The sequence below is a fragment of the Streptomyces sp. NPDC047072 genome, from assembly GCF_040643855.1.
Classification (GTDB): domain Bacteria; phylum Actinomycetota; class Actinomycetes; order Streptomycetales; family Streptomycetaceae; genus Streptomyces.
Genome location: NZ_JBEYVC010000182.1, coordinates 1 through 21,194, shown reverse-complemented (window position 1 = coordinate 21,194; position 21,194 = coordinate 1). Strand labels below are relative to the sequence as shown.

At 71.8% G+C, this 21,194-nt stretch carries 25 protein-coding genes and 1 pseudogene; 8 read left to right on the top strand and 18 right to left on the bottom strand.

Annotated features, from left to right (window positions below):
* The coding region (locus ABZ896_RS43990) for an IclR family transcriptional regulator (RefSeq protein WP_360941916.1) at positions 1-488 on the top strand (488 nt) is incomplete at its 5' end.
* Between the two features lie 122 nt (positions 489-610).
* Here ABZ896_RS43990 and ABZ896_RS43985 read toward each other — a convergent pair.
* From ABZ896_RS43985 to ABZ896_RS43960, 6 genes are all read right to left on the bottom strand, one after another.
* The gene (locus tag ABZ896_RS43985) at positions 611-1,753 is read right to left on the bottom strand and encodes an aromatic ring-hydroxylating dioxygenase subunit alpha (protein ID WP_360941913.1); all 1,143 of its coding nucleotides are present in this window, start codon (positions 1,751-1,753) and stop codon (positions 611-613) included.
* 58 nt (positions 1,754-1,811) lie between these two features.
* Positions 1,812-2,972 (bottom strand): FAD-dependent oxidoreductase, encoded by a 1,161-nt coding sequence (locus ABZ896_RS43980; protein WP_360941910.1) that lies wholly within the window; start codon positions 2,970-2,972, stop codon positions 1,812-1,814.
* Entirely contained in the window at positions 2,969-3,331 is a 363-nt protein-coding gene (locus tag ABZ896_RS43975; protein ID WP_360941907.1) for a bifunctional 3-phenylpropionate/cinnamic acid dioxygenase ferredoxin subunit, read from the bottom strand. The genes ABZ896_RS43980 and ABZ896_RS43975 overlap by 4 nt, the downstream gene beginning before the upstream one ends.
* Positions 3,332-3,582: 251 nt before the next feature.
* A complete protein-coding gene (locus ABZ896_RS43970; RefSeq protein WP_360941904.1) occupies positions 3,583-4,215 on the bottom strand; it encodes an MBL fold metallo-hydrolase in 633 nt (210 codons plus the stop codon).
* On the bottom strand, positions 4,212-5,297 hold the full coding sequence (locus ABZ896_RS43965) for an S-(hydroxymethyl)mycothiol dehydrogenase (protein ID WP_360941901.1): 1,086 nt from the start codon (positions 5,295-5,297) through the stop codon (positions 4,212-4,214). The genes ABZ896_RS43970 and ABZ896_RS43965 overlap by 4 nt, the downstream gene beginning before the upstream one ends.
* Positions 5,298-5,518: 221 nt before the next feature.
* The gene (locus tag ABZ896_RS43960; protein WP_360941898.1) at positions 5,519-6,106 is read right to left on the bottom strand and encodes a TetR/AcrR family transcriptional regulator; all 588 of its coding nucleotides are present in this window, start codon (positions 6,104-6,106) and stop codon (positions 5,519-5,521) included.
* 153 nt (positions 6,107-6,259) lie between these two features.
* On the opposite strand from ABZ896_RS43960, the gene ABZ896_RS43955 reads away from it, so the two are divergent.
* Positions 6,260-6,895: an NAD(P)-binding oxidoreductase gene (locus ABZ896_RS43955; RefSeq protein ID WP_360941895.1), complete on the top strand. Its 636-nt coding sequence runs from the start codon at positions 6,260-6,262 to the stop codon at positions 6,893-6,895.
* A gap of 21 nt (positions 6,896-6,916) precedes the next feature.
* On the opposite strand, the gene ABZ896_RS43950 is transcribed toward ABZ896_RS43955, so the two are convergent.
* The gene (locus tag ABZ896_RS43950; RefSeq protein WP_360941893.1) at positions 6,917-7,600 is read right to left on the bottom strand and encodes a DsbA family oxidoreductase; all 684 of its coding nucleotides are present in this window, start codon (positions 7,598-7,600) and stop codon (positions 6,917-6,919) included.
* A gap of 171 nt (positions 7,601-7,771) precedes the next feature.
* On the opposite strand from ABZ896_RS43950, the gene ABZ896_RS43945 reads away from it, so the two are divergent.
* Entirely contained in the window at positions 7,772-8,371 is a 600-nt protein-coding gene (locus ABZ896_RS43945) for a helix-turn-helix domain-containing protein (RefSeq protein WP_360941891.1), read from the top strand.
* Between the two features lie 131 nt (positions 8,372-8,502).
* On the top strand, positions 8,503-9,261 hold the full coding sequence (locus ABZ896_RS43940) for a helix-turn-helix transcriptional regulator (protein WP_360941889.1): 759 nt from the start codon (positions 8,503-8,505) through the stop codon (positions 9,259-9,261).
* Here the strand turns inward: ABZ896_RS43940 and ABZ896_RS43935 are convergent.
* The 3 genes from ABZ896_RS43935 to ABZ896_RS43925 all read right to left on the bottom strand — a co-directional run bounded on the left by ABZ896_RS43935 (position 9,240) and on the right by ABZ896_RS43925 (position 11,634).
* Positions 9,240-9,662 carry a hypothetical protein gene (locus ABZ896_RS43935; protein ID WP_360941886.1) on the bottom strand — a complete coding sequence of 141 codons (423 nt, stop codon included), beginning with the start codon at positions 9,660-9,662 and terminating at the stop codon, positions 9,240-9,242. The two genes, ABZ896_RS43940 and ABZ896_RS43935, sit on opposite strands and share 22 nt — an antisense overlap.
* Positions 9,663-9,752: 90 nt before the next feature.
* Entirely contained in the window at positions 9,753-10,805 is a 1,053-nt protein-coding gene (gene add / locus ABZ896_RS43930; protein ID WP_360941883.1) for an adenosine deaminase, read from the bottom strand.
* A 67-nt stretch (positions 10,806-10,872) separates the two neighbouring features.
* Positions 10,873-11,634 carry a sulfite exporter TauE/SafE family protein gene (locus ABZ896_RS43925; protein ID WP_360941880.1) on the bottom strand — a complete coding sequence of 254 codons (762 nt, stop codon included), beginning with the start codon at positions 11,632-11,634 and terminating at the stop codon, positions 10,873-10,875.
* 83 nt (positions 11,635-11,717) lie between these two features.
* Here ABZ896_RS43925 and ABZ896_RS43920 point away from each other — a divergent pair, with 83 nt between their 5' ends.
* On the top strand, positions 11,718-12,620 hold the full coding sequence (locus ABZ896_RS43920) for a LysR family transcriptional regulator (protein ID WP_360941877.1): 903 nt from the start codon (positions 11,718-11,720) through the stop codon (positions 12,618-12,620).
* Between the two features lie 6 nt (positions 12,621-12,626).
* Here the strand turns inward: ABZ896_RS43920 and ABZ896_RS43915 are convergent, their stop codons facing one another.
* Positions 12,627-12,935, bottom strand: coding sequence for a hypothetical protein (locus ABZ896_RS43915; protein ID WP_360941874.1), 309 nt, complete (start codon positions 12,933-12,935; stop codon positions 12,627-12,629).
* 125 nt (positions 12,936-13,060) lie between these two features.
* Here ABZ896_RS43915 and ABZ896_RS43910 point away from each other — a divergent pair, with 125 nt between their 5' ends.
* The gene (locus ABZ896_RS43910) at positions 13,061-14,224 is read left to right on the top strand and encodes an MFS transporter (protein WP_360941919.1); all 1,164 of its coding nucleotides are present in this window, start codon (positions 13,061-13,063) and stop codon (positions 14,222-14,224) included.
* 8 nt (positions 14,225-14,232) lie between these two features.
* Here ABZ896_RS43910 and ABZ896_RS43905 read toward each other — a convergent pair whose 3' ends face one another.
* The 4 genes and pseudogenes from ABZ896_RS43905 to ABZ896_RS43890 form a co-directional block, all read right to left on the bottom strand.
* Positions 14,233-14,661: a hypothetical protein gene (locus ABZ896_RS43905; protein ID WP_360941871.1), complete on the bottom strand. Its 429-nt coding sequence runs from the start codon at positions 14,659-14,661 to the stop codon at positions 14,233-14,235.
* A 111-nt stretch (positions 14,662-14,772) separates the two neighbouring features.
* Positions 14,773-15,825 carry a helix-turn-helix domain-containing protein gene (locus ABZ896_RS43900; RefSeq protein WP_360941868.1) on the bottom strand — a complete coding sequence of 351 codons (1,053 nt, stop codon included), beginning with the start codon at positions 15,823-15,825 and terminating at the stop codon, positions 14,773-14,775.
* A 491-nt stretch (positions 15,826-16,316) separates the two neighbouring features.
* Positions 16,317-17,027, bottom strand: coding sequence for an alpha/beta fold hydrolase (locus tag ABZ896_RS43895; RefSeq protein WP_360941865.1), 711 nt, complete (start codon positions 17,025-17,027; stop codon positions 16,317-16,319).
* A 157-nt stretch (positions 17,028-17,184) separates the two neighbouring features.
* A pseudogene (locus tag ABZ896_RS43890) lies at positions 17,185-17,394 on the bottom strand (NAD(P)-binding protein); the annotation flags it as partial.
* A gap of 181 nt (positions 17,395-17,575) precedes the next feature.
* Between ABZ896_RS43890 and ABZ896_RS43885 the strand changes: the two are divergent.
* Entirely contained in the window at positions 17,576-18,148 is a 573-nt protein-coding gene (locus ABZ896_RS43885) for a MarR family transcriptional regulator (protein ID WP_360941862.1), read from the top strand.
* Between the two features lie 7 nt (positions 18,149-18,155).
* Here ABZ896_RS43885 and ABZ896_RS43880 read toward each other — a convergent pair whose 3' ends face one another.
* Positions 18,156-18,500, bottom strand: a complete 345-nt coding sequence (locus tag ABZ896_RS43880; RefSeq protein WP_360941859.1) for a winged helix-turn-helix domain-containing protein — start codon at positions 18,498-18,500, stop codon at positions 18,156-18,158.
* 217 nt (positions 18,501-18,717) lie between these two features.
* On the opposite strand from ABZ896_RS43880, the gene ABZ896_RS43875 reads away from it, so the two are divergent.
* Complete coding sequence (locus ABZ896_RS43875) at positions 18,718-19,365, top strand: anti-sigma factor antagonist (protein WP_360941856.1); 648 nt, start codon at positions 18,718-18,720, stop codon at positions 19,363-19,365.
* A 13-nt stretch (positions 19,366-19,378) separates the two neighbouring features.
* Here the strand turns inward: ABZ896_RS43875 and ABZ896_RS43870 are convergent, their stop codons facing one another.
* Both ABZ896_RS43870 and ABZ896_RS43865 read right to left on the bottom strand, forming a co-directional pair.
* Complete coding sequence (locus ABZ896_RS43870; RefSeq protein WP_360941853.1) at positions 19,379-20,062, bottom strand: gamma-glutamyl-gamma-aminobutyrate hydrolase family protein; 684 nt, start codon at positions 20,060-20,062, stop codon at positions 19,379-19,381.
* On the bottom strand, positions 20,059-21,194 hold a 1,136-nt coding region (locus ABZ896_RS43865), incomplete at its 5' end, for an aldehyde dehydrogenase family protein (RefSeq protein WP_360941850.1). The genes ABZ896_RS43870 and ABZ896_RS43865, both read right to left, overlap by 4 nt.

The window sequence follows — 21,194 nt, the reverse complement described above, 5'->3', positions numbered from 1 at the left end:
GCTCAGCCGAGGAGATCGGCGAGACGGTCAACATCGCGGTCCTCCAGGAGCACTACGCCGTCAACCTCTACCAGGTGCGCGGCCCCGGCGCGGTCGCCGCGTACAACTGGGTCGGCCAGCTGACCCCGCTGCACGCCACGTCGAGCGGCAAGGTCCTGCTGGCCCACCTGCCCGCCAAGGAGCGGGCCGCGCTGCTGGCCACGGCCGGGCTGAAGAAGGTCACCCCGCAGACCATCACCTCGAAGACGAAGCTGGAGAAGCATCTCGCCGAGGCCCGCGAGGCCGGATACGCCTGGACGCAGGAGGAGTTGGAGATCGGCCTGCACGCCATGGCCGCGCCGGTCCGCGACCGGGACGGCGAGGTCATCGCGGCGGTCACCGCCTCCGGACCCTCGTACCGCTTCACGGAGGAGCGGATGCGCGAACTCGCCCCGGTGCTGATCAAGGGCGCCGAGGAGATCAGCCACCGGATGGGCTACCTCGGCTGACCCGGCCCACGGCCCGACTGCCACTCCGACGACCCGACCGCCGCCCCGACCGAACCGACCGGCCACTTCGACCGACCCGACCGCCGCCTCGGCCGCCGACCGGACCGGCCGCCCCGACCGACCTACCGCGCCTGATCCACCCCGGCCCCACCCAACCGCTCCGTGACCCAGTCATGGAACGCACCGATGTGGTGCTCGCTGGGCACCAGGACGCCACCCTTGGCGTACATCCGCGAGTGCATCCCGGGCTGCGTACGCTCGCACGCGTCGAAGTCCTGCTGGTTGACGCGGTGGAAGAGCTCGACCGACCGGCTGACGTCCTTGCCGCTCTCGACGACGTGCGGCAGATAGAGCCAGTCGCACTCCACGATCGTGCGGTCCGCGGCCACCGGGTACATCCGGTGGAAGATCACATGGTCGGGCACCAGGTTGATGAACACCTGCGGTTTGACGGTGATCGCGTAGTAGCGGCGGTCCTGGTCGTCGGCGACCCCGGGTATGCGGTCCAGTCCCTCGGAGCCGTCCACGGTGAAGCCCTGGACCTCCTCGCCGAACTCCGCGCCGTGGCCGACGTAGTACTGCGCCGCGTAGCCGTCGGCGAACTCCGGCAGCACCTCGGTCAGTTCGGGGTGGATGGTGGCGCAGTGGTAGCACTCCATGAAGTTCTCGATGATGAGCTTCCAGTTCGCCTTCACGTCGTAGACGATCCGCCTGCCCACCGAGAGGTTGTCGACGTCGTAGCGCTCGATCGACTCGACGTCGCCGAGCCGCTCCACGACCGCGCCGATGACGTCCTCCTCGAAGGAGGGCGGGTTCTCCGCGAGACAGACCCAGACATACCCGAGCCACTCACGGACCGCGACCGCGGCCAGTCCGTATTCGGTACGGCCGACGTCGGGCATCTTGGTGAGGTTGGGCGCGGCGACGAGCTTGCCGTCGAGGCCGTAGGTCCAGGCGTGGTAGGGGCACTGGAAGGCCCGCTTGACCTCGCCGCTCTCCTCCGTGCAGAGCTTGGCGCCGCGGTGCCGGCAGACGTTGAAGTAGGCGCGGATACTGTTGTCCCGCGCCCGGGTCACGAGAATGCTCTCGCGGCCGACGTCGACGGTGCGGAAGGCGCCCGGCTTCGGCAGCTCGGAGGAGCGCGCCACACAGAACCACATGGTCTCGAAGATCCGCTCCTGCTCCTGGGCGAAGATCCCGGGATCGGTGTAGGCGGAGCCGGGGAGAGTGGCGATCAGGCTGTCCGGCAGGCTGGTCGAGGTCACAGCGCACTCCTCGGAAACGTCGTGGTGGGAGCAGGAGAAAGACGACACATCACGGCACTCACAGCGGAGCGTTCAGCTGCTTGCGCCAGCGGGTGAACAGCCGCGGCTGGTTCATCCCGAGCACGGCGACGGGCCGGCCGGTCCGCCGGTAGACGGCCAGGACGTTGCGGTCGTCCGGGGCGCCTTCCTCGACGGTCACGCTGTCGGCACCCGCCGCGTGGCCGACGAACTGGATCTTCACGCCGTACTGGTCCGACCAGAAGTACGGGGGCCTCGGCACACCCGGTTCCACGGCACCGCCCGCCAGCAGTGTGGCGACGGCGGCGGCCGGCCGCTCCAGAGCGCCCGTCCAGTGCTCGACACGGCGGTGGGCCCCGGTCCGGGGGTCGTACCAGTTGGCGCAGTCGCCGACCGCGACCACACCGGCCAGGCTGGTCCGGCCGTCGGCGCCGCACTTCACTCCGTTGTCGAGCGCGATGCCGGATTCCTCCAGCCACTCGACGTTGGGGCGGGCCCCGACGCCGACCACCACGATGTCGGCGGGGACGGTGCGGCCGTCCTCCAGGAGCACGGCCTCCACCCGCCGCTCCCCGCTCAGGCCCTTGACGCCCACCCCGCACAACAGCCGTACGCCGTGGTCCGCGTGGAGCGCGGAGACGATGGCGCCCATGCTCTCGCCGAGGGGTCCGGCGAGCGGCGTCGGGGCGGCCTCGACGACGGTGACGTCGAGCCCGAGGGCGTACGCGGTGGAGGCGACCTCGGCGCCGACGAAGCCGCCGCCGATCACCACCAGCCGTCCGCCGCGGGTCAGTTCCTCCCGCAGCGCTCGGGCGTCGTCCAGGGTGCGCAGGACGTGCACGCCGGACAGGCCCTCGGAGCCGGGCAGGGTGCGCGCGGCGGCGCCGGTCGCGAGGACGAAGCCGTCGGCGACGACCTCCCGGCCGTCGTCCAGCCGGACGGCGCGCCGGGTGTGGTCGAACCCGGCGGCGCGGACCCCGAGCAGCCACTCGGCCCGGAGGTCCTCGTCGTCGGTCTCCAGCGCGAGGTCGGCCTCGCCGACGGTGCCGGCCAGGAACTCCTTGGACAGCGGCGGACGGTCGTAGGGGCGATGCGGTTCGTCCCCCACGACGATCAGCCGGCCGTCGTAGCCCTGCTTGCGCAGGGAGCGCGCCGCCGACAGCCCGGCCAGCGAGGCGCCGATCACGGCGACCGTCCTCACGTGGCGGTCCCCGCGAGCTTGGCCGCGACGCAGGGCGGCAGGTTCGGGGCGGCCGCGGAGAGCCGTACGTAGATCATGTCGTCCTCGACGACCACCTCGTGGGTCCGCACCGGGAGTTTGGCCGGCGGGGAGTCCACCGAGCCGGTCCTCAGGTCGAACTTCGAGGCGTGCAGCGGGCATTCCACCTCGCAGCCCTCCAGCCAGCCGTCGGCGAGCGAGGCGTCCTGGTGGGTGCAGGTGTCGTCAATCGCGTAGAGCTCGCCGTCGTCGGTGTGGAACACCGAGACCGGCGGGTCGATGTCGAGCCGGAAGGCCTCTCCTCGCGGCAGATCCACGAGACGGCACGCGGGAATCATCATGACACCTCGGTGCGTATAGCGAAACGGATTGCGGTAAGCGCAACATCAGTCTGGGGTCGCCCGGAACCCTTGTCAAGAAGTTCCGAAGCCCTGTTCGGTCGCCGATCGGCGTTTCTTGTAAAGCAACATAGAGCGTAATACGCAACAGAGGTGGCCGTGTTGCCCCGCCCTGCGGGCAAACGCGCGCACGCCCGTCCCGTCGGCCTGTGCGGCCGCGGGCGGGCGTGCGTGGTCGGGTGGGAGGCGGGCGGTCAGAAGCCCCGGTCGATCCACTCCTGGAGGTGCGGTGCCTCGGCGCCGATGGTGGTCGTGTCGCCGTGGCCGGTGTGCACGACGGTGTCGCCGGGGAGGGTGAGCAGCCGGTCCCGGATGGAGTCGACGATGGTCGGGAAATGGCTGTACGACCGTCCCGTCGCCCCGGGTCCGCCCGCGAACAGCGTGTCCCCGCTGAAGAGGGCTCCGAGAGCGGGCGCGTACAGGCACACCGCGCCCGGCGCATGGCCGGGTGTGTGCAGCACGGTCAGTTCGACACCGGCCACATGAAGGGACTGCCCGTCGACCAGACCGGCGTCCGGCATCCGGTCGGGATGGGTCTGTTTCCACAACGGCAGATCGTCGTCGTGCAGGAGTACGGGGGCGCCGGTGCGTTCCGCGAGGTCGGGCGCGGCGTCGATGTGGTCGTTGTGGGCGTGCGTGGAAACGATCGCCCTGAGGCGCCGCTCCCCCACCGCCCTCGCAATGGCGTCGGCGTCATGGGCGGCGTCGACGACGATCACCTCGTGGTCGTCACCGACGATCCAGACGTTGTTGTCGACGTCCCAGGTGCCGCCGTCGAGCGAGAAGGTCCCGGAGGTGACGAGGCGTTCGATGCGGGCGGCCGTCACAGGACCACCACCGAGCGCAGGACGTCGCCCTGGTGCATCCGCTCGAAGGCCTTCTCGACGTCATCGAGCGCGATGGTCTCGGTGACGAAGGCGTCGAGGTCCAGGCGGCCCTGGAGATAGAGGTCGATGAGCATCGGGAAGTCGCGGCTCGGCAGGCAGTCGCCGTACCAGGACGACTTCAGGGAGCCGCCGCGGCCGAAGACGTCAAGGAGCGGGAGTTCCAGCTTCATCTCCGGGGTCGGCACACCGACCAGGACGACGGTGCCGGCGAGATCGCGGGCGTAGAAGGCCTGCTTGTACGTCTCCGGGCGGCCGACCGCCTCGATGACGACGTCGGCGCCGAAACCGCCGGTCAGCTCCTGGATCGCCTCGACCGCGTCCGCGCTCTTCGAGTTGACGGTGTGGGTCGCGCCCAGCTTCTTCGCGGTCTCCAGCTTGGCGTCGTCGATGTCCACGGCGATGATCTTCGCTGCGCCCGCGAGGTGAGAACCGACGACCGCGGCCGCGCCCACGCCACCGCAGCCGATGACGGCGACGGAGTCGCCACGGCCGACGTTGCCGGTGTTGATCGCCGCGCCGATGCCCGCCATCACGCCGCAGCCGAGCAGACCGGCGGCGGCCGCGGAGGCGGCCCGGTCGACCTTGGTGCACTGTCCGGCGGCGACCAGGGTCTTCTCGGCGAAGGCGCCGATACCCAGCGCCGGGGCGAGCTCGGTGCCGTCGAGCAGGGTCATCTTCTGCTTGGCGTTGTGCGTGTTGAAGCAGTACCAGGGGCGGCCGCGCAGACAGGCCCGGCACTGGCCGCACACCGCACGCCAGTTGAGGATCACGAAGTCACCGGGCGCGACGTCCGTGACGCCCTCGCCGACCGACTCCACGACACCCGCGGCCTCGTGACCCAGCAGGAACGGGAACTCGTCGTTGATCCCGCCCTCGCGGTAGTGCAGATCGGTGTGGCAGACCCCGCAGGCCTCGATCTTCACCAGCGCCTCGCCCGGGCCCGGATCGGGCACGACGATCGTCTCCAGGCTGACGGGGGCGCCCTTGCCCCGCGCGACGACAGCACGGACCTGGTGCGTCATGACCACTCCTCGGCTCGCAGAGAATCTGAGTCGGCGTTGCTTATTACGGCACACACCTCATGTCTCGCAACACAGCATCGTGGAGCGCCGAGCGGTGGTCAAGGAGTCGGCGGCCGCCGAACGAGCGCCGAGGACAGGAGGGCCGACCGGCACCCAGGAGCGACCGGTACCCAGGAGTGCCCGGCTCCCGAGGGCGAGCGGCACCCGGGACGGCGCGGCGCTCAGGACCGCTCGGCCGCCGGGGCCCCGACCCGCAGGCCGTCCATGACGAGGTCCAGCAGTCGGGTGCTCCGCCCCTGCCAGTCCCCGTGGACATCGATCTGCCAGATTCCGGCGATGGCGAGGACGAAGTCGTCGGCGGTCACGCCCGGGCGGATGGCGCCGGCTTCGTGATTGGCCCGCAGCAGCGCCTCGATCGCGTCGACCACCAGCGCGTATCCCGGCTGGGCGGGCCCGTCCGCCGTTCCGATGATCTGGCGCATCGCGCCGGCGAGGCCGGCCTTGGCGACGGCGAAGCGGGCGAGCCGGTCCATCCACTCACGCAGGGCGCGGTCCGGCGTCCGGGTGGCGAGCAGTTCGGCCGCGCCGTCGGTGAGGAGCCGCACCTCGTGGCGGTGCACCTCCAGGACGAGCGCTTCCCGGTTCGGGAAGTTCCGGTAGAAGGTGCCCTGCCCCACCCCGGCCTTCTTGGCGATCACGCTGAGCGGCACGTCCGTCGAGCGGGACAGCTCGGCCAGCGCCACCTCCAGGATCCGCTCCCGGTTGCGCTGCGCGTCCGAGCGCTGGGGCCCGTCGGTCCTCGACTGCACCCGTCTCCCTCCGGATCCGCGACGGAAAGCGGAGCACTGTCCGCTTGGCTCACAGTATGCCATCGCCCGTTCTTGTTAACCGGACAGCTGTCCGGTACGTTCCTGGAAGCGGATAGCTGTCCGCTTGACTCCCGGCGGAAGGCTCGACCTGCCATGAAACTGCTCGTTCTCGGTGCCACCGGCCTGACCGGCCGCCATGTGGTCGAGGTGGCCCTGCGCTCCGGCGACTCGGTGACGGCCTTCGTACGCAGTCCGGCGGCCCTCGGCGACCTGGCCGACCAGGTGTCGGTGGCGGCCGGTGACGCCACCTCGCGGCGCGATCTCGCCGCCGCCCTGCCGGGCCACGACGCCGTGATCTCCGCGCTCGGCGCGGGAAGTTCGCTGACCTCGGTCCGCGCGAACGACCTCTTCACGCTCGCCTCCGAGGCCGTGATCGGCGCGGCCCGGGAGGCCAGCGTCTCCCGTCTCGTATGGCTGTCGCCCTTCGGCGTCGGCCACACCTACGACTGGTCGAGCGCCCCGCAGAAGCTGATCTACCGCACCCTGCTGCGCTCGCTCTACGCGAACAAGGAGATCGCGGACGAGACCGTCCGCTCCAGCGGACTGGACTGGACGATCGTCTACCCGACGCGGCTGACGAACGATCCGGCCAAGGGCGCGTTCCGGGCGGACGACCGCCTCCCGATGAAGGGGAACCCGACGATCGGCCGGGCGGACGTCGCCGCGTTCCTGCACCGGGCCGCGCAGGACGGCGAGTGGGTCCACCGCAGTCCGGTGATCACCGACTGAGGCGCCGCCGGGGCCGGCCGGTCAGCGGTTCGCCGGGGCCGCGTCGGCGTACGCCGTGCGCAGGGCGGTGAGGAAGGTGTCGGCGGACTGGGCACCGGAGACGCCGTAGGCGCGGCCCAGCACGAAGAACGGCACGCCCGTGGCGCCGTACCGACGCCCTTCCGCGAAGTCCGCCCGGACCGCGTCCGCGTACGCCTCGCCCGCCAGCGTCCGCCGGATCTCGCCCTCGGGAACGCCCACTTCGGTGCCCAGCCGCACCAGCGTGTCGACGTCGTCGACGGTCTCGCCCTCGCACAGGTGGGCCCGCAGCAGCCGTTCGTGCATCCGGTCGCCCAGGCCGTGCTTGTCGGCGAGGTGGCCCAGCCGGTGGGCGTCGATCGTGTTGACCGAGACGGCATGTTCCAAGTCGTACGACAGTCCCTCGGCGGCGGCGAGATCACTGACCTGCCGGACCATGGCCCGCACCTGGGCCGGCGGGGCGTCCGTCTTCTCGGCCAGGATCTCGAAGGTGGGCCGGCGAAGTCCCCGGGGGTGGGAGGGGTCGAGCTGGAAGCTGTGCCAGTGCACTTCCACGTCGTCGGCGTGCTCGAAGCGGGCGAGCGCCGACTCCAGACGCCGCTTGCCGATGTAGCACCAGGGGCAGACGACGTCGGACCAGATGTCGATACGCAGTGCGCTCTCGTCCTGAAGGAGGGAATCTGCCATGGCTGTTCCGATCGTCGAGTGTCCGTGCGGTTCCGGGCCCGGATCAAATTTGACCCGCGGGTCAAATTGACGGACGCCAACCTAGCATCGATCCTGACCCGATGGTCAAGTTCGGTCGGTCACGGGGTGGGACCATGGAGGCCGGACAGGGCGGATCACGAGGAGCACGGGATGCGGGCCGACGCGCGACGCAACGCGGAGAAGCTGCGGGCAGCCGCGGCCGAGGTGTTCCGCGAGCGCGGACTCCAGGCACCGTTGAAGGAGATCGCCCGGCGCGCCGGGGTCAGCCACGGCACCCTGTACAACCTCTTCGGCACCCGCGAGGCGCTCATCGACGAGGTGGCGGTCGATGTGGCGGCGGCGCTGCTCGGCGAGGTCGCCGAGCAGGCACTCGCCCAGGACGACGCCTGGGAGGGGTTCGCGTACTACACGCGGAAGGTGTGCGAGCTGCAGGCCACCGAGCCCGCGATCGGTGACGTGGTCACCGGCCGCTACCCCGGCGCCGCACGCCTGATGGCGCTCTGCGAGCGCACCCTGTCGTCCGCCGAGCGCATCATCGAGCGCGCTCAACGGGCGGGCACGCTCCGCCCGGACTTCACGCGCGAGGACCTGCTGTTCCTGTTCGGCTCCAACGCCCTGCTGGCGCGCGCCGCCAAGGGTGTCGCACCCGACGCCTGGCTCCGCGGCCTCGCCTTCACCCTCGACGGTCTGCGCACGGAAGCCGCCCATCCGCTGCCGGTGACACCTCGCCGCCAGGAGGCGTTGCAGTAAGCCCTCGTGCAGCATCCGTGCAGGACAGGGCTCCTGAATCCCCCGCTCACGTCGTACGGATCGACGACGCCCCCGCGGCAATTCCCCGCAGGGAATGGCCCGTAGCCGACCGCCACCGCTAGAAAAGGCCCGTGGACTTCTCCGGTGCGCTTCGCGAACGTCGTGTCCGTCTCCGTCTGAGCCAGCTCGATCTGGCGTTGCGGGCGGGGACCACGCAGCGGCATCTCAGTTTCATCGAGTCCGGCAGGTCGGCGCCGGGCCGGAACATGGTCGTACGGCTGGCGGAGTCACTGGAGCTGCCGCTGCGGGAGCGCAACGAGCTGCTGCTGGCGGCAGGTTACGCGCCCGCGTATCCGGAGCACGCGCTCGACGACCCCGAGCTGTCCCATGTCCGTACGGCGATCGAGCACATCCTGCGCGGTCATCTGCCGTATCCGGCCGTGGTCGTGGACCGCGGTGGTCGTCTGGTGGCCGCGAACCGCGCGTTCGACCTGATCACCGAGGGCGCGGCTGCGGAGCTGACCGGACCGGGGGCGAACCTCTACCGCCTCGCCCTGCACCCCGACGGTCTGGCGCCCCGCATCCGCAACCTCGCCGAGTGGGGACGGCACATCCTGGTCGGCATCGGCCACTTGGCGGAGTTGCGCGCCGAACTCAGCGCCTACGTACCCGAGTTGGAGCCTTCGTCGGGGACGCTCGGTTTCGCGGTGCCGCTCCGGCTGGCCTCTGCGCAGGGCGAGTTGAGTCTCATGACGACCGTGACGACCTTCGCCACGGCCGTGGACGTGACCCTCGCCGAACTGAAGCTGGAGGCGTTCCTGCCGGCCGACCCGACGACGGCGGAGGCGCTCGCGGCCGCCTCCGCGGTTCAGGCGCCCGGGAACATGTAGTCGGACCTGATGCGACCGTCGTCGTCGAGTACGACGATGTCCAGTCCCCCGCCCACCACTTCGCCGGTCTCCCCGGACACCGCCTCCCAGCCGAGCTTCACCACGTCGTCGAGGCGTACGGCATCGGGGCGCGCCCTGAAGGTCATCCCCTGCTTCTCGACGAACCGCTCATGGCTGCGGGCCACCCTGAGTTCGATGGCGTCGTATCCCCGAGCCTCCAACGTCGGGTGTGCGAAGCCGAGTTCGGCCGCCTTCTCCCTGATCTCCACGGGTGGCTGGAGGACGTGGCGGCCGTCCTCGGCCCACAACTCCTCGATGGCCGCCCGGCGTTCGGCGGCGTCCGGGAGGTTCCAGTGCGCGGCGTAGCGGTCGGCCAGCTCCTGCGGATCGATCTCCGTCATGTTTATCCCCTTGTCAGGCGGGTCACTTCGGATCCGATCCTGTGGTCCGCGGCGACACCCGACAATTCCCTACGGGGAATCGACGGACCGTCACTCACCCCGGAAGATCCGTGTCGGAGAAGGGGCTCCGCCAACGGGCGCTCCCGCAGGGGGCGTAGGAGTGGTGAGCCAGTCGTCGATGCGTCGGGCCGCGTCCGCCACGAGTTCGCGCGGGGCTCCCGATGCTTCGGTCGACGTGCGGGCGATCTGGGCGAGTTGGGTGTCGGAGAGCGCCAGGGAGGTGCGGGCGGTCTCGTACTCCGCCAGCAGGCCGGGGCCGAACAGGAGTGGGTCGTCGGCGTTGAGGGTGCAGCGGACGCCTGCCCGGAGCAGCAGCGGGAGAGGGTGGGCGGCGAGTGAACTCACCACGCCGAGCGCCACGTTGGAGGTGGGGCAGACGTCGAGGACGACGCCTTCCGCGGCGAGCCGGGCCAGGAGCGCCGGGTCCTCGGCCGCCCGTACGCCGTGGGCGATCCTGCGGGCGCCGAGCGAGTCGAGTGCGGCGCGCACACCGTCGGGGCCGGTGAACTCGCCGGCGTGCGGGGCGGGGATCAGTCCGGCGGCGCGGGCCAGGGCGAAGGCCTCGGCGAACGGCTCGGGAGGATCGGCCGCCTCGTCGCCGGCCAGGCCGAAGGCGACCACGCCGGCGTCCGCCCGCCGGGCCGCGATCCGTGCGGTCTCGACGGCCTGGGCGGGGTCCGCGTTGCGCCGGGCGAACAGCACGAGGCCGAAGCCGATGCCGCAGCGGGCGGCGGTACGGCGGCCCTCGTCGAGCACCGCGTCCAGCACGTCCAGCGCGGCCCTCGGATCGGCCTCGTAGGTCAGGGGGTTGAAGTGCGGCTCGACCCACACGGCACCGTCCGCGGCGGCGTCCTCGACGACCTCGCGCACCAGCCGCAGCAGGTGCTCCCGGGGCCCCTGCCGGACGAGGCGCGCGGCGGCGCCGTACAAGGGCATGAAGTCCTCGAAGGAGGCGAACCCGCTTGCGTGGCGCAGGAGTTGTCCGTCCTGCTCGCCGGCCAGTTCCCTGAAGGTGGCGGGGCGCATCGCGCCTTCGAGATGGAGATGGAGGTGCGCCTTCGGGAGCAGGGCCAGACTTCGCATGGTGCGTCACTCTACGGCGCCGGTGCGGAGCCCGGTCGTTCCGGGCGCCGCGTGGTTGCCCGCCGGGTCAGCCGCGCAGGAAATACAGGACGGTCGTGATCACCGCGGTGGTCAGGATGGTGCCCCGCAGCAGCCGGGCGGGGAGACGGCGGGCCAGGTGCGCGCCGCCGAATCCGCCGGCCACCGCGCCGACCAGCATGGCGGTGAGGAGGGAGGGGGCGGCCAGCGCGTCGGAGGCGAGCAGGAAGAGCACGGTCGCGCTCAGATATACGGCGGCGAGCTGCGCGACGCGCATCGGATTGCTGACCGCCGCGTCGAGTCCGAGGCCGATGCTCCACAGGGCCATCATCAGGATGCCTACGGCACCGCCGAAGTATCCGCCGTACACGGCGAGGATGAACTGGCCGATCAGGACGGCTCGGGGGCCCATGCCGGCCGACCGGCCCAGGGCCTGGTGCACCGCCTCGGAGAGCCGGCGCCCGAAGGCGAGGATCAGCGTGGCGAAGGCGAGCAGCCAGGGCGCGGCGGCGTCGAACGAGGAGGCCGGCAGCACCAGCAGCAGACCGGCGCCGACTCCACCGCCGAGCACGCTGATGGCCGTCAGAGTAACGGTGGACGTTGCTCCCACCTGCGTAATGTCCCGCCTGTACACCCACGCACTGGCCACGGCGCCGGGCACGAGGGCGACCCGGGAGACCGCGTTCGCCGTCACCGGCGACAGGCCGAACGCCACGAGGGCGGGCAGCGCCACGAACGTGCCGCCCCCGCCGACGGCGTTCAGCACACCGGCGGCGACACCGGCCGCCAGGACGAGAACCAAGTCGAGCATCCGTCGATCGTGGCCCGGCGTTGCACCTCTTCACAATGGGTCATCGGCGCAGCCTGCCTATGGCTGGGCCTTAGGCTGAGGCGATGCGCTACGACTTGGACGACCTGCGGCTCTTCCTCCACGTCGTGACGGAGGGGTCGATCACGGCGGGCGCCCGCCGGATGCACCTGAGCCTGCCGTCGGCCAGTGCGAGGGTGCGCTCGCTGGAGCACCACGCGGGCGTGACCCTGCTGATCCGCGGCCGCCGGGGGGTGCGGCCCACGCCGGCGGGGACGACGCTGGCCCGCCACGCCCGCGACGTGCTCGACCGGGTCGCGCGGCTCGACAGCGCCGTCGCCGGTTACACCCGGTCCCCCACCGCGCCGTTGGTGCTGCTCGCGGGCGGTTCCGCGATGCACCGTCTGGTACCGCGAGCACTGGTCTCGTTCCTCCGCGCGCACCCGGACGTCGACGTCACGGTCTCCGAGAGCAGAACTCCCCGGACCGTGCGGATGCTCGCCGACGGGGAGGCGGACCTGGGGGTCGTCCTCGACGACGAGGCCCGGGACTGCGGTCTGCGGATGGAGCCGCTCGGCGACGACTCCCTCGTCGTGGTCGGCCAGGCCGGAGGGATCCTCTCCGGACGGACCGCGCTGACCTACAGCGAGGTCGCCGAACACCCGCTCGTCGGGCTCGACGCGGACTCCTCGCTGCGCCGCTGGATCGAGAAACACCTCGGCCCGCACGCCCCGGCGGTCCGCTACCGCACCACCGTCACCGACCTCAACGTCCTCGTCGCCCTCGCCGCCGCAGGAGTCGGCCTGGCCGTCGTACCCCGCCGCGCCCTCGCCCCCGACCAAACCCTGGACGTATGCGCACTACAGGACCCATGGGCACGCCGCCACCACCTACTGGCCCGGGGCATCAAGGCCCACCCCACACCCACAGCCACCACAGCACTCGCCGACCACCTCCACCAGGCGGCCCTGGCCGATGCGTCTCCGTGAGGACGGTCAAGCGGACCGTTCGCTCCCCGTGGCGAAGAAACGCCGCACATACTGCCCGGCCGGCAGTTCGCTGTCCCGCATGAGGGAGAAGACCTCGGCCCCCTCGCCGGGCGCCTCGGTGATGCGGAACGCCTCGGCGAAGTTCACGTACTCGACTTCTTCGAGGGCTTCGCAGTACTCGCGGGCCTCGGCCTCCGCGCGTGTGATCGCCTCGTCGGACGAGCGGGCCGTCCACAGCGTGACCCGTTCCTCGTACACGCCGAGGGAGCGGTGCCGGAAGACGCACCGCACCCCGTACCAGTCCGCATCTGTCACCAGAACAGGGTAGATGCGCCCCATCGGCGGCACCTCGGCGCCTCATCAGCACCCTTGCCCCGATCCCCCGCCCCACCTAGCCTGAGTTTGTGCCGCAGATAAACAAAGCCCGTCAGCACAGTGCCGTGCCGGGTCGCCGGGCCGATCTCGGTCGGCTCCGTGTCGCTCTGACCGTCTTCTTCGCCCTCGACGGATTCATCTTCGCCGGATGGGTCGTCCGTATCCCCGCCATCAAGCAGCAGACCGGCGCCACCGCCGGCACCCTCGGACTCGCCCTGCTCGGGGTCTCCGCCGGTGCCGTCGTCACGATGATGCTCACCGGACGGCTGTGCCGTCGCTACGGCAGCCACCGGGTCACCGTGGCCTGCGGCATCCTCCTCTCCCTCAGCGTCGCGCTCCCGCCCCTCACCCACTCGCCGCTCGCCCTCGGCGCCGTGCTCCTGGTCTTCGGCAGCGCCTACGGCGGGATCAACGTCGCCTTCAACAGTGCCGCGGTCGATCTCGTACGAGCCCTGCGGCGACCGATCATGCCCACCTTCCACGCCGCCTTCAGCCTCGGCGGCATGGTCGGCGCCGGGCTCGGCTCGCTGGTCGCCGGGGCCCTCTCCCCCACCCGGCATCTGCTCTGCCTCACCGCGATCGGCCTGCTGGTCACCCTCGTCGAGGGGCGCACCCTGCTGCGGATCCCCCCGCCGGCCGTGCCGGAGAGCACCACCCCGGAGCCGTCCGGATCCCGTCGGCAGGGGAACCGTGCCCTGGTCGTCACCTTCGGTCTGATCGCCCTGTGCACGGCCTACGGCGAGGGCGCCATGGCCGACTGGAGCGCCCTGCACCTGCAGCAGGACCTGGACGCCGCGCCCGGTGTGGCGGCCATCGGCTACTCCTGCTTCGCGCTCGCGATGACCGTCGGCCGCCTCAGCGGCGCGAAGCTGCTGGAACGCCTGGGCCAGACCCGCACGTTGGTGGCCGGCGGGACGACCGCCGCGGCCGGGATGCTGCTCGGCGCGCTCGCCCCCGCCCTGTGGGCCGCGCTCCTGGGCTTCGTGATCACGGGGCTCGGCCTGGCCAACCTCTTCCCCGTCGCCGTGGAGCGCGCCGGCCGGCTGGCGGGCCCGGACGGGGTCGCCGTCGCCTCCACCCTCGGCTACGGCGGCATGCTCCTCGGCCCACCGGCGATCGGCTTCATGGCCGACTGGTTCTCCCTGTCCGCCGCCCTCACCAGCGTCGCGGTCCTCGCTGCCGTGGCAGCCGCGATCGGGCTTGTCACCCAGCGGGTCCAGGAACGCTGATACGGCGATCAGGCGCCCCAATCCCCCTCCGCGGAGCCCGTCTTCGCGCCGACCCTGCGGTAGGCCTGGCGGGCGTGGGCCAGGCGGGCCAGCGTCGTTCCGACGAGGGCCGCCGTGAAGAGACAGGCCAGCCAGAACGTGTCGCGGCTGCCGGTCCAGGTGAGCGTCCCGGCGGGCGGGATCGCGAAGCCGTTGAGGAAGAGCCAGCACAGGACGGCCGTGCCGGGCGCCGCGGTGAAGCGGGCGCAGACCCCGAGCGACCCGGCGAGCAGGGAGAGGGCGGCCAGCGCCAGCGCGGGCCGGCCCGGACCCACCAGGGTGTTGAGGAGCGCCACCAGCAGCAGTGCGCCGGTGAAGGTCGCCGCCCACACCAACGGCGTGGACAGGGGCCGCGGGACGGGTCGCGCCCCGGTGCCGAGGGACACCCACTCGATCATGCTCGTCGTTCCTTTCGGTCCCGGCCGTGCCCGGACCCTCGTCAGCGTGACACCACGGGACGCCCGGCGAAACAGCGGAACCGGACAGGACGGACCCCAGGGACCCGTGGGTCACAGGGGTCTTGAGGGCCAGTCGAGAAGACGCGCGCCGATGACCGCCGTCTGGAGGGTGTAACGCTGCGCCGGATCGGCGGGGTTCGCGCCGGTCAGGGTGTGCACGCGCTCCAGACGGTACGTCAACGCCCGCACGCTCAGCGCGAGTTGACGGGCCGTCTCGGTGGCGACGCAGCCGTTGTCGAAGTAGGCGGTCAGGGTCTCCAGGAGGGGCCGGGCTCCGCCGCGGGCCTGTTCCAGGGGGCTGAGGGTGCTGCGTACGAGGTCCACGAGGGCCTGCCGGTCGCGGGCCAGGACGGGGAAGACGAGAAGGTCGGCGGCGTGCAGCAGGGGGTCGTCGAAGCCCATGCGCCGGCCCACATCAAGGGCGTTGAGGGCTTCCTCGTAGCTGTGTCCGATGCCGACGGCCCCGGGCCGGGGGCGCCCGATGGCGACCTGGCCGCCCTCGGTGGCGGCGTGCGCCTGCTTGGCGAAGTGGGTGAGGACCTCGGCCTGGTCGCCGGGGGCGATGCAGACCATCCGGCCGTCCTTGGTGGTGAACAGGATCCGGCGGTTCTCGAAGCGCCCGAAGAGGCCGTCCTGCACACGTCGGGAGGCGGGGTCGGTCTCGTCGTACTTCGCGGGGCCCTCGGCCACGGCGACGGCGTGGGCGCGGGACAGGCGCAGCCCGAACCGTTCGGCGCGGGCCACGAGATGGCCGGGGTCGCGGCCGTGCAGGAGGTCGTCGATGAACTCGCGCCGGGCCGCCTCCTCCTGCCGTATGACCTGGCGCTGGGCACTCTCGTAGCCGTCGGCGAAGGCGTCCATGGCCTGCTCGACGACGGACAGGACGTGGTCCGGGGTGGCCGGGACGGGCCATCCCCGGCGGCTGGCCGCGAGGTGCTCGCGCACCAGCGCCCGCCAGCCGTGGCCCGCGACGGCGGCCCGCGCGCCCCGTTCGCGGCGGGAGTCCAACTCGGCGCGGGTGAGGCGGCGGCCGGTCGCGGCGGCGTCCGCCAGGATCCGTTCGTAGCCGTCGAGGAACTCGCCGAGGGTGTCGTGCGTGGTCACAGGCCCCTCCCGCTGATCACCGGTTCACAGCTGCTGGATTGCCGTGGCGTACGTCGATGGAGCGTGCGTACGACGGCTCGATGCGCGGCGTCGGCCTGCGCACCACGACGGGCGTCGGACCGGGGGTCAGACGCCGGGAGCAGTGTCGTCGGGTTCCGGGACGCGGTCGCGAGCCGTGTTGTCGATGCGAGCGATGCGCTGCATGTCACGTCCCCCCAACGCGCCGTGGCCAGGGGAAAGAGCTTACCGTACGACAATTCGCGCCTGGTTGGCCGACGGCTCCGCGCCCGTCCCGGTGGGACCCGGCACCCGAACGCCGGTGAAAACTGCCGGGAACCGGCAGTGCGCGGCCGGGTCCCGGTCGCGCACGATGTCTCCGGGGAGCACCACGGATGGATCCGGTGCCGGACACCGACCGGTGACCGGCACCGGAACCGACGCGCCGCGCCCGCCCGGCGGACGCGGCGGCGTGGTATCGCCGGGGCCGGGGATCAGAGCACGGGAAAATCGCCCGTCCCGTAGCACTCCTCGGGCAGTGGATCCGGTACGGCGTCGGGGTCGAGGAGGTGGGCGACGACGGCCGCGGTGGTGCGGTGCCACAGGCGGTGGTGGCGCAGCATCGCGTGGTCGCCGCCGCCGATGACGGCCATCCCCGCCTCCACGGCGGTGCCCTGTGCGCGGTGGACGCACTCGGCCGTCGCGGCGGGCGAGGTGACGCGGTCCCGTGCGCCGTGCAGGGCGACAATCCGTCGGCCCGCCGTCTGGGCGACCGGCTCGCCCGCCGGCCACCACGGCGCCAGCGCGAGCACACCCGTGACCCGTGGGTGTCCGGCGGCGTGCAGGGCGGCCCGGCCGCCCATGGAGTGGCCGAGCAGCACGGTGGGGAGGGGGCCGGCCAGTGCGGTGAGGTCGTCCAGGGCCCGCAGGGTGTCCCGCCCGGCGTCGGCACGGGTGCCGTTCCAGCCGCGCAGGCGGTAGCGGACCTGGGCGACCAGGACGTCATCGTGGGGCAGCGCGGCGGTCACCGCCCGCAGGACCCGGTCCATCCGCAGGGCGGCGAGCTGCCGGGGGCTGGTCGGACTCTCGCTCGTCTCCTGCCCGCCGTGCAGGACGAGGACGGCGGCCCGGGGCCGTGGCGGACAGCGGCGGAGCAGCAGGGCGGTCGTGGACTGCGGGAGGAACTCGGTGTCGTCCTGCGGCACGGTCGGGAACTCCTTCTCGCGGTGGGTCGTACGCGTATGGCTGGCCCCGGCATCCTCCCTCGGCCGGTCGGCCACGTGCCGTTCTAGGGTCATCACGACCGGCGAGACGAGGGAGCCGGGGAGTCGCAGGCGAGCAGCTGGAGATGCGGGCCGCGTGTTCGTCGAAGAGTCGCAGCAGGTGCGGGTAGGTGCGGCGGTTGTGCACGAGGAACCCGGAGTCCACGCGGTGCACCCGCCCGTCGTACGACGAGGTCAGCTCGTGGGTGTGCGCGTGCCCGCCGAGCCGGTCGTCGGCCTCGTACAGGATGACGTGACCGGTCCGGCCCAGGACGTAGGCGGCGGTCAGCCCCGACACTCCGGAGCCCACGACCGCCGTCCGCCGCCCGTACCGTCCCGCGCGCCCGGCGCCGTCCGGGGCGCCGCCCCACGGTGGCGAACGACCGGCGACGCGGCGGCGAACCGCGCCCGACAGCGCGCGCTCAGCGCTTGGGTACCGGCTTCGGGAAGCCTCGTACAATTTGAAGCCGAACGATCGAAGGAGTGTGCCTGTGCCCGGCCATCGGTCCATCACCGAAGCGGAGAAGCTCGCGGCGGCGAAGCTCGGCGGTATCCCCATCCACCGCGAGCAGATGGCGGTGGTCGCCAACATCTACCGCGCCGCCTCGGCGGTACGGCAGCACCTGGAGAACTCCGTGCTGCGCGGCGCGGATCTGACCTGGACGTCGTTCGTCGTGCTCTGGGTGGTGTGGGTGTGGGGCGAGTCGGAGACCCGGCACGTCGCGGAGGAGGCCGGGATCTCCAAGGGGACGCTCACCGGGGTCTCCCGGACGCTGGAGGGCCGCGGGCTGCTCAGGCGGGCCGGTCATCCCTCGGACGGCAGGCTGGTGCTGCTCAGCCTCACCGAGGAGGGCGAGGAGCTGATGGGACGGCTGTTCCCGGCGTTCAACCAGGAGGAGGCCTTCGTCACCGAGCGACTGGACACGAAGGAGTGCCGGGGTCTCGCCGAGGGGCTGCGCAAGGTCGTCCTGCAGGTCGAGGAGAACGGCGAGGAGCGCAGGCTCGACCTCCTCGACGGCGCGGAGCCGGCCCCTCGCCGCAGCGGGCGGCGCCCCAGGAAGTGAGACCGGGTCAGGGGGTCTCGTGGTCCTCGAAGGTCGACGCCATGGAGTGCGCGGACTCGTGGTGGACCAGAACCGACAGCAGCTCCGCGACCGTGGCCGGGGCGTCCGCGGGATGGCGCAGCACCGTGTCCGCCGCGATGCGGTAGACGTTCGAGCGGCCTTCCTTGACGTGGGTGAGGTACCCGCCGTCCTCCAGATCCGCGATGATCTTCTGCACGGCACGCTCGGTGAGGCGGCATCGGGCGGCGATGTCGCGGACGCGGGTGGTGCGGTCCTCGGCGATGGCGGCCAGCACCCGGGAGTGATTGGTCAGAAAGGTCCAGCCTGCGTGCGGTTCCGGCGCTCGGTCCATACACCCCACTATACGGCTACAGGTTCGCGCATCGAAAAGAGCGAATCTAATTTCATGTTTTGGTTGACGCGAAACGGAGGAGGGGTGATCCTGGCTGTAGTCGAGTCGGCGGCATGTGCGGGAGCTCCGGATGTCCCAACACACAGTTCCTCATCCCACCGAGGGACCCTGCCCTGAATGCGGGACCGCGTTCAGGGGTGCGCAGACGCCGGCACCGGTGACCTTGAGCGTCGACACGGTCGACGACCGGCTCGTGGTGACCGTGTCCGGCGAGCTGGACCTGGAGAGCGACGAGCTGCTCCAGCGCACCCTGAGCGACGCGCTCGCGGACACCGACGGGGGCCTGGAGCTGGATCTCGCGGGCGTCGACTTCTGCGACTGCTCCGCGCTCAACGTCCTGCTCGAGGTGCATCACCGTGCCCGCGCCGACGCCAAGCACCTCGTCCTGCGGGCCACGAGTCCGGCGGTACGACGTCTGCTCGACCTGACCGGCACCCTGCCCCTCTTCACGGCGGGGCTCGACGGGACGCCGGGGCCCGGCGAGGAGCCGCCCTCCCCCTCGGCAGCCGCAGGGGACGCGTCGGGTGACGAGCTCGCCGTGGAGAACGCGCAACTGCACCGGGCGTTGGAGACCCGTGCCTCCATCGATCTGGCCCGGGGGATCCTCATGGCGTCGTACCGGCTGACCGCCCAGCAGTCCTGGCAGGTCCTGGTGACGGCGTCCCAGCACAGCAACACCAAGCTGCACCTCCTCGCCGACGCCGTGCTCCAGACCACGGACGGCCGGGCGCTGGCCAAGCCCCTCGCCGACCATCTGGCGACGGCCGTGCGGGTGCACACCGGTTCGGCGCAGGGCGGCTTCTGACACCGCCCTCCCCTCAGCGGGCGGCTCGAACGAGCGCGTCGAAGAGTCCTTGCTGCGCGGTGTCCTCGTGCGCCGTGTCCTCGGGATGCCACTGCACGGCGGTGAACCAGCCCCGCGCACCCGGGAGTTCGACCCCCTCCACCGTGCCGTCGGCGGCGCGCGCGGTGACCGCGAGCCCGGCGCCTAGGCGGTCCACCCGCTGGTGGTGGTAGCAGGAGGCCTCCGCCTTCTCCCCGCCGGCGGCCCGCTCCAGCAGGGTCCCGGGGGTGATCGTCACCGGGTGCACGAGGTGCCGGTGGTCGCCGTCCATGTGCTGCTCCAGAGTGCCTCCGAGAGTCACGTTGACGACCTGGAGTCCCCGGCAGACCGCCAGCAGGGGGAGCCCCAAGTCCAGCGCGTGACGGGCGACTTCGAGGTCGAAGGCGTCCTGGAGGTCGTCGACGTCGTAGACGCTGTCGTGGGTGTCGGGGGCGCCGTACCGGTGCGGGGCGAGGTCGCCTCCGCCCGGGAGGAGGACGCCGTCGAAGCGGGCGAGCCGGTCGGGCACGTCCGCCGGGGCGGGGTGGATGCCCGCCGGTTCGCCGCCCGCCCGCCACACCGCCTCGATCAGTGCCCGGGCGTTGACCTCGGCGGCGTACCGCAGGGCGGAGGTGGTGGCGGAGAACCGGGCGGGTACGGCGATCAGCGGACGGGTCACAGCTGGATCCAGGTGGTCTTGAGCTCGGTGTACTTCTCCAGGGCGTGCGCGGACTTGTCACGTCCGTTGCCGGACTGCTTCATCCCGCCGAAGGGGACGGTCAGGTCGCCCTCCTCGTAGCAGTTGACCCACACCGTGCCCGCCTTCAGGGCGCGGGAGACGCGGTGCGCGGTGGACAGGTCGGAGGTCCACAGGCCGGCCGCCAGGCCGTACTCGGTGGCGTTGGCCAGCCGTACCGCCTCGTCCAGGTCGTCGAAGGCGAGGACGGACAGGACGGGGCCGAAGATCTCCTCGCGGGCCAGCCGCATGCCGGGGTCCACGTGGTCGAAGACGGTCGGTTCCAGGAAGCTGCCGCCGGTGCCGGCGAGGGTGCGGGAGCCGCCCGTGAGCAGACGGGCGCCCTCGGAGAGGCCGGTGCCGATGTGGTCCTGCACCCGGGCGAGATGGGCCTCGCCGACCAGCGCGCCCATCTCGGTGGCGGGGTCGAGCGGGTCGCCGATGCGCAGGGCGCGGGCGCGTCGTACGACGGCTTCGGTGACCTCTTCGGCGACGGAGCGGTGTACGAGGAGGCGGGAGGGCGCGGTGCACATCTCGCCCTGGTTGAAGAAGATCCCCCAGGCGGCGGTGGCGGCGGCCTTCGCGAGGTCGGGGGCGTCCGGGAGGACGATGTTGGGCGACTTGCCGCCCAACTCCAGCCAGACGCGCTTCAGGTTGGAGTCGGCGGAGTAGTGGAGGAAGTGGCGGCCGACGGCCGTGGAGCCGGTGAAGGCGAGGACGTCGACGTCGGGGTGGAGGCCCAACGCCCGTCCGGCGACAGGTCCGTTGCCGTTCACGACGTTGAGCACGCCCGGGGGCAGTCCGGCCTCGGTGGCGATCCGGCCGAGCAGCAGCGCGGACAGCGGGGAGTTCTCCGACGGCTTCAGTACGACGGTGCATCCGGCAGCGAGCGCCGGGGCGACCTTCCAACCGGCCAGCGTCAGCGGGAAGTTCCAGGGGACGACCGCGCCGACGACCCCGGCGGGTTCGCGGGTGACGAGGATCCGGCGAATCCGGACCATGTGTACGCGGGCCTTGAGGAGGTCTACGAGACCAAGGACGGCGGCTCCACCTGGTCCACCGTCGGCCCGTACTG

Bases quoted from the DNA above. Each gene is read 5' to 3' on its own strand.
- ABZ896_RS43975 (WP_360941907.1), bottom strand. From the start codon at position 3,331: ATGATGATTCCCGCGTGCCGTCTCGTGGATCTGCCGCGAGGAGAGGCC.
- ABZ896_RS43965 (WP_360941901.1), bottom strand. From the start codon at position 5,297: ATGACGCACCAGGTCCGTGCTGTCGTCGCGCGGGGCAAGGGCGCCCCC.
- ABZ896_RS43955 (WP_360941895.1), top strand. From the start codon at position 6,260: ATGAAACTGCTCGTTCTCGGTGCCACCGGCCTGACCGGCCGCCATGTG.
- ABZ896_RS43950 (WP_360941893.1), bottom strand. From the start codon at position 7,600: ATGGCAGATTCCCTCCTTCAGGACGAGAGCGCACTGCGTATCGACATC.
- ABZ896_RS43945 (WP_360941891.1), top strand. From the start codon at position 7,772: ATGCGGGCCGACGCGCGACGCAACGCGGAGAAGCTGCGGGCAGCCGCG.
- ABZ896_RS43935 (WP_360941886.1), bottom strand. From the start codon at position 9,662: ATGACGGAGATCGATCCGCAGGAGCTGGCCGACCGCTACGCCGCGCAC.
- add (WP_360941883.1), bottom strand. From the start codon at position 10,805: ATGCGAAGTCTGGCCCTGCTCCCGAAGGCGCACCTCCATCTCCATCTC.
- ABZ896_RS43925 (WP_360941880.1), bottom strand. From the start codon at position 11,634: ATGCTCGACTTGGTTCTCGTCCTGGCGGCCGGTGTCGCCGCCGGTGTG.
- ABZ896_RS43920 (WP_360941877.1), top strand. From the start codon at position 11,718: ATGCGCTACGACTTGGACGACCTGCGGCTCTTCCTCCACGTCGTGACG.
- ABZ896_RS43905 (WP_360941871.1), bottom strand. From the start codon at position 14,661: ATGATCGAGTGGGTGTCCCTCGGCACCGGGGCGCGACCCGTCCCGCGG.
- ABZ896_RS43880 (WP_360941859.1), bottom strand. From the start codon at position 18,500: ATGGACCGAGCGCCGGAACCGCACGCAGGCTGGACCTTTCTGACCAAT.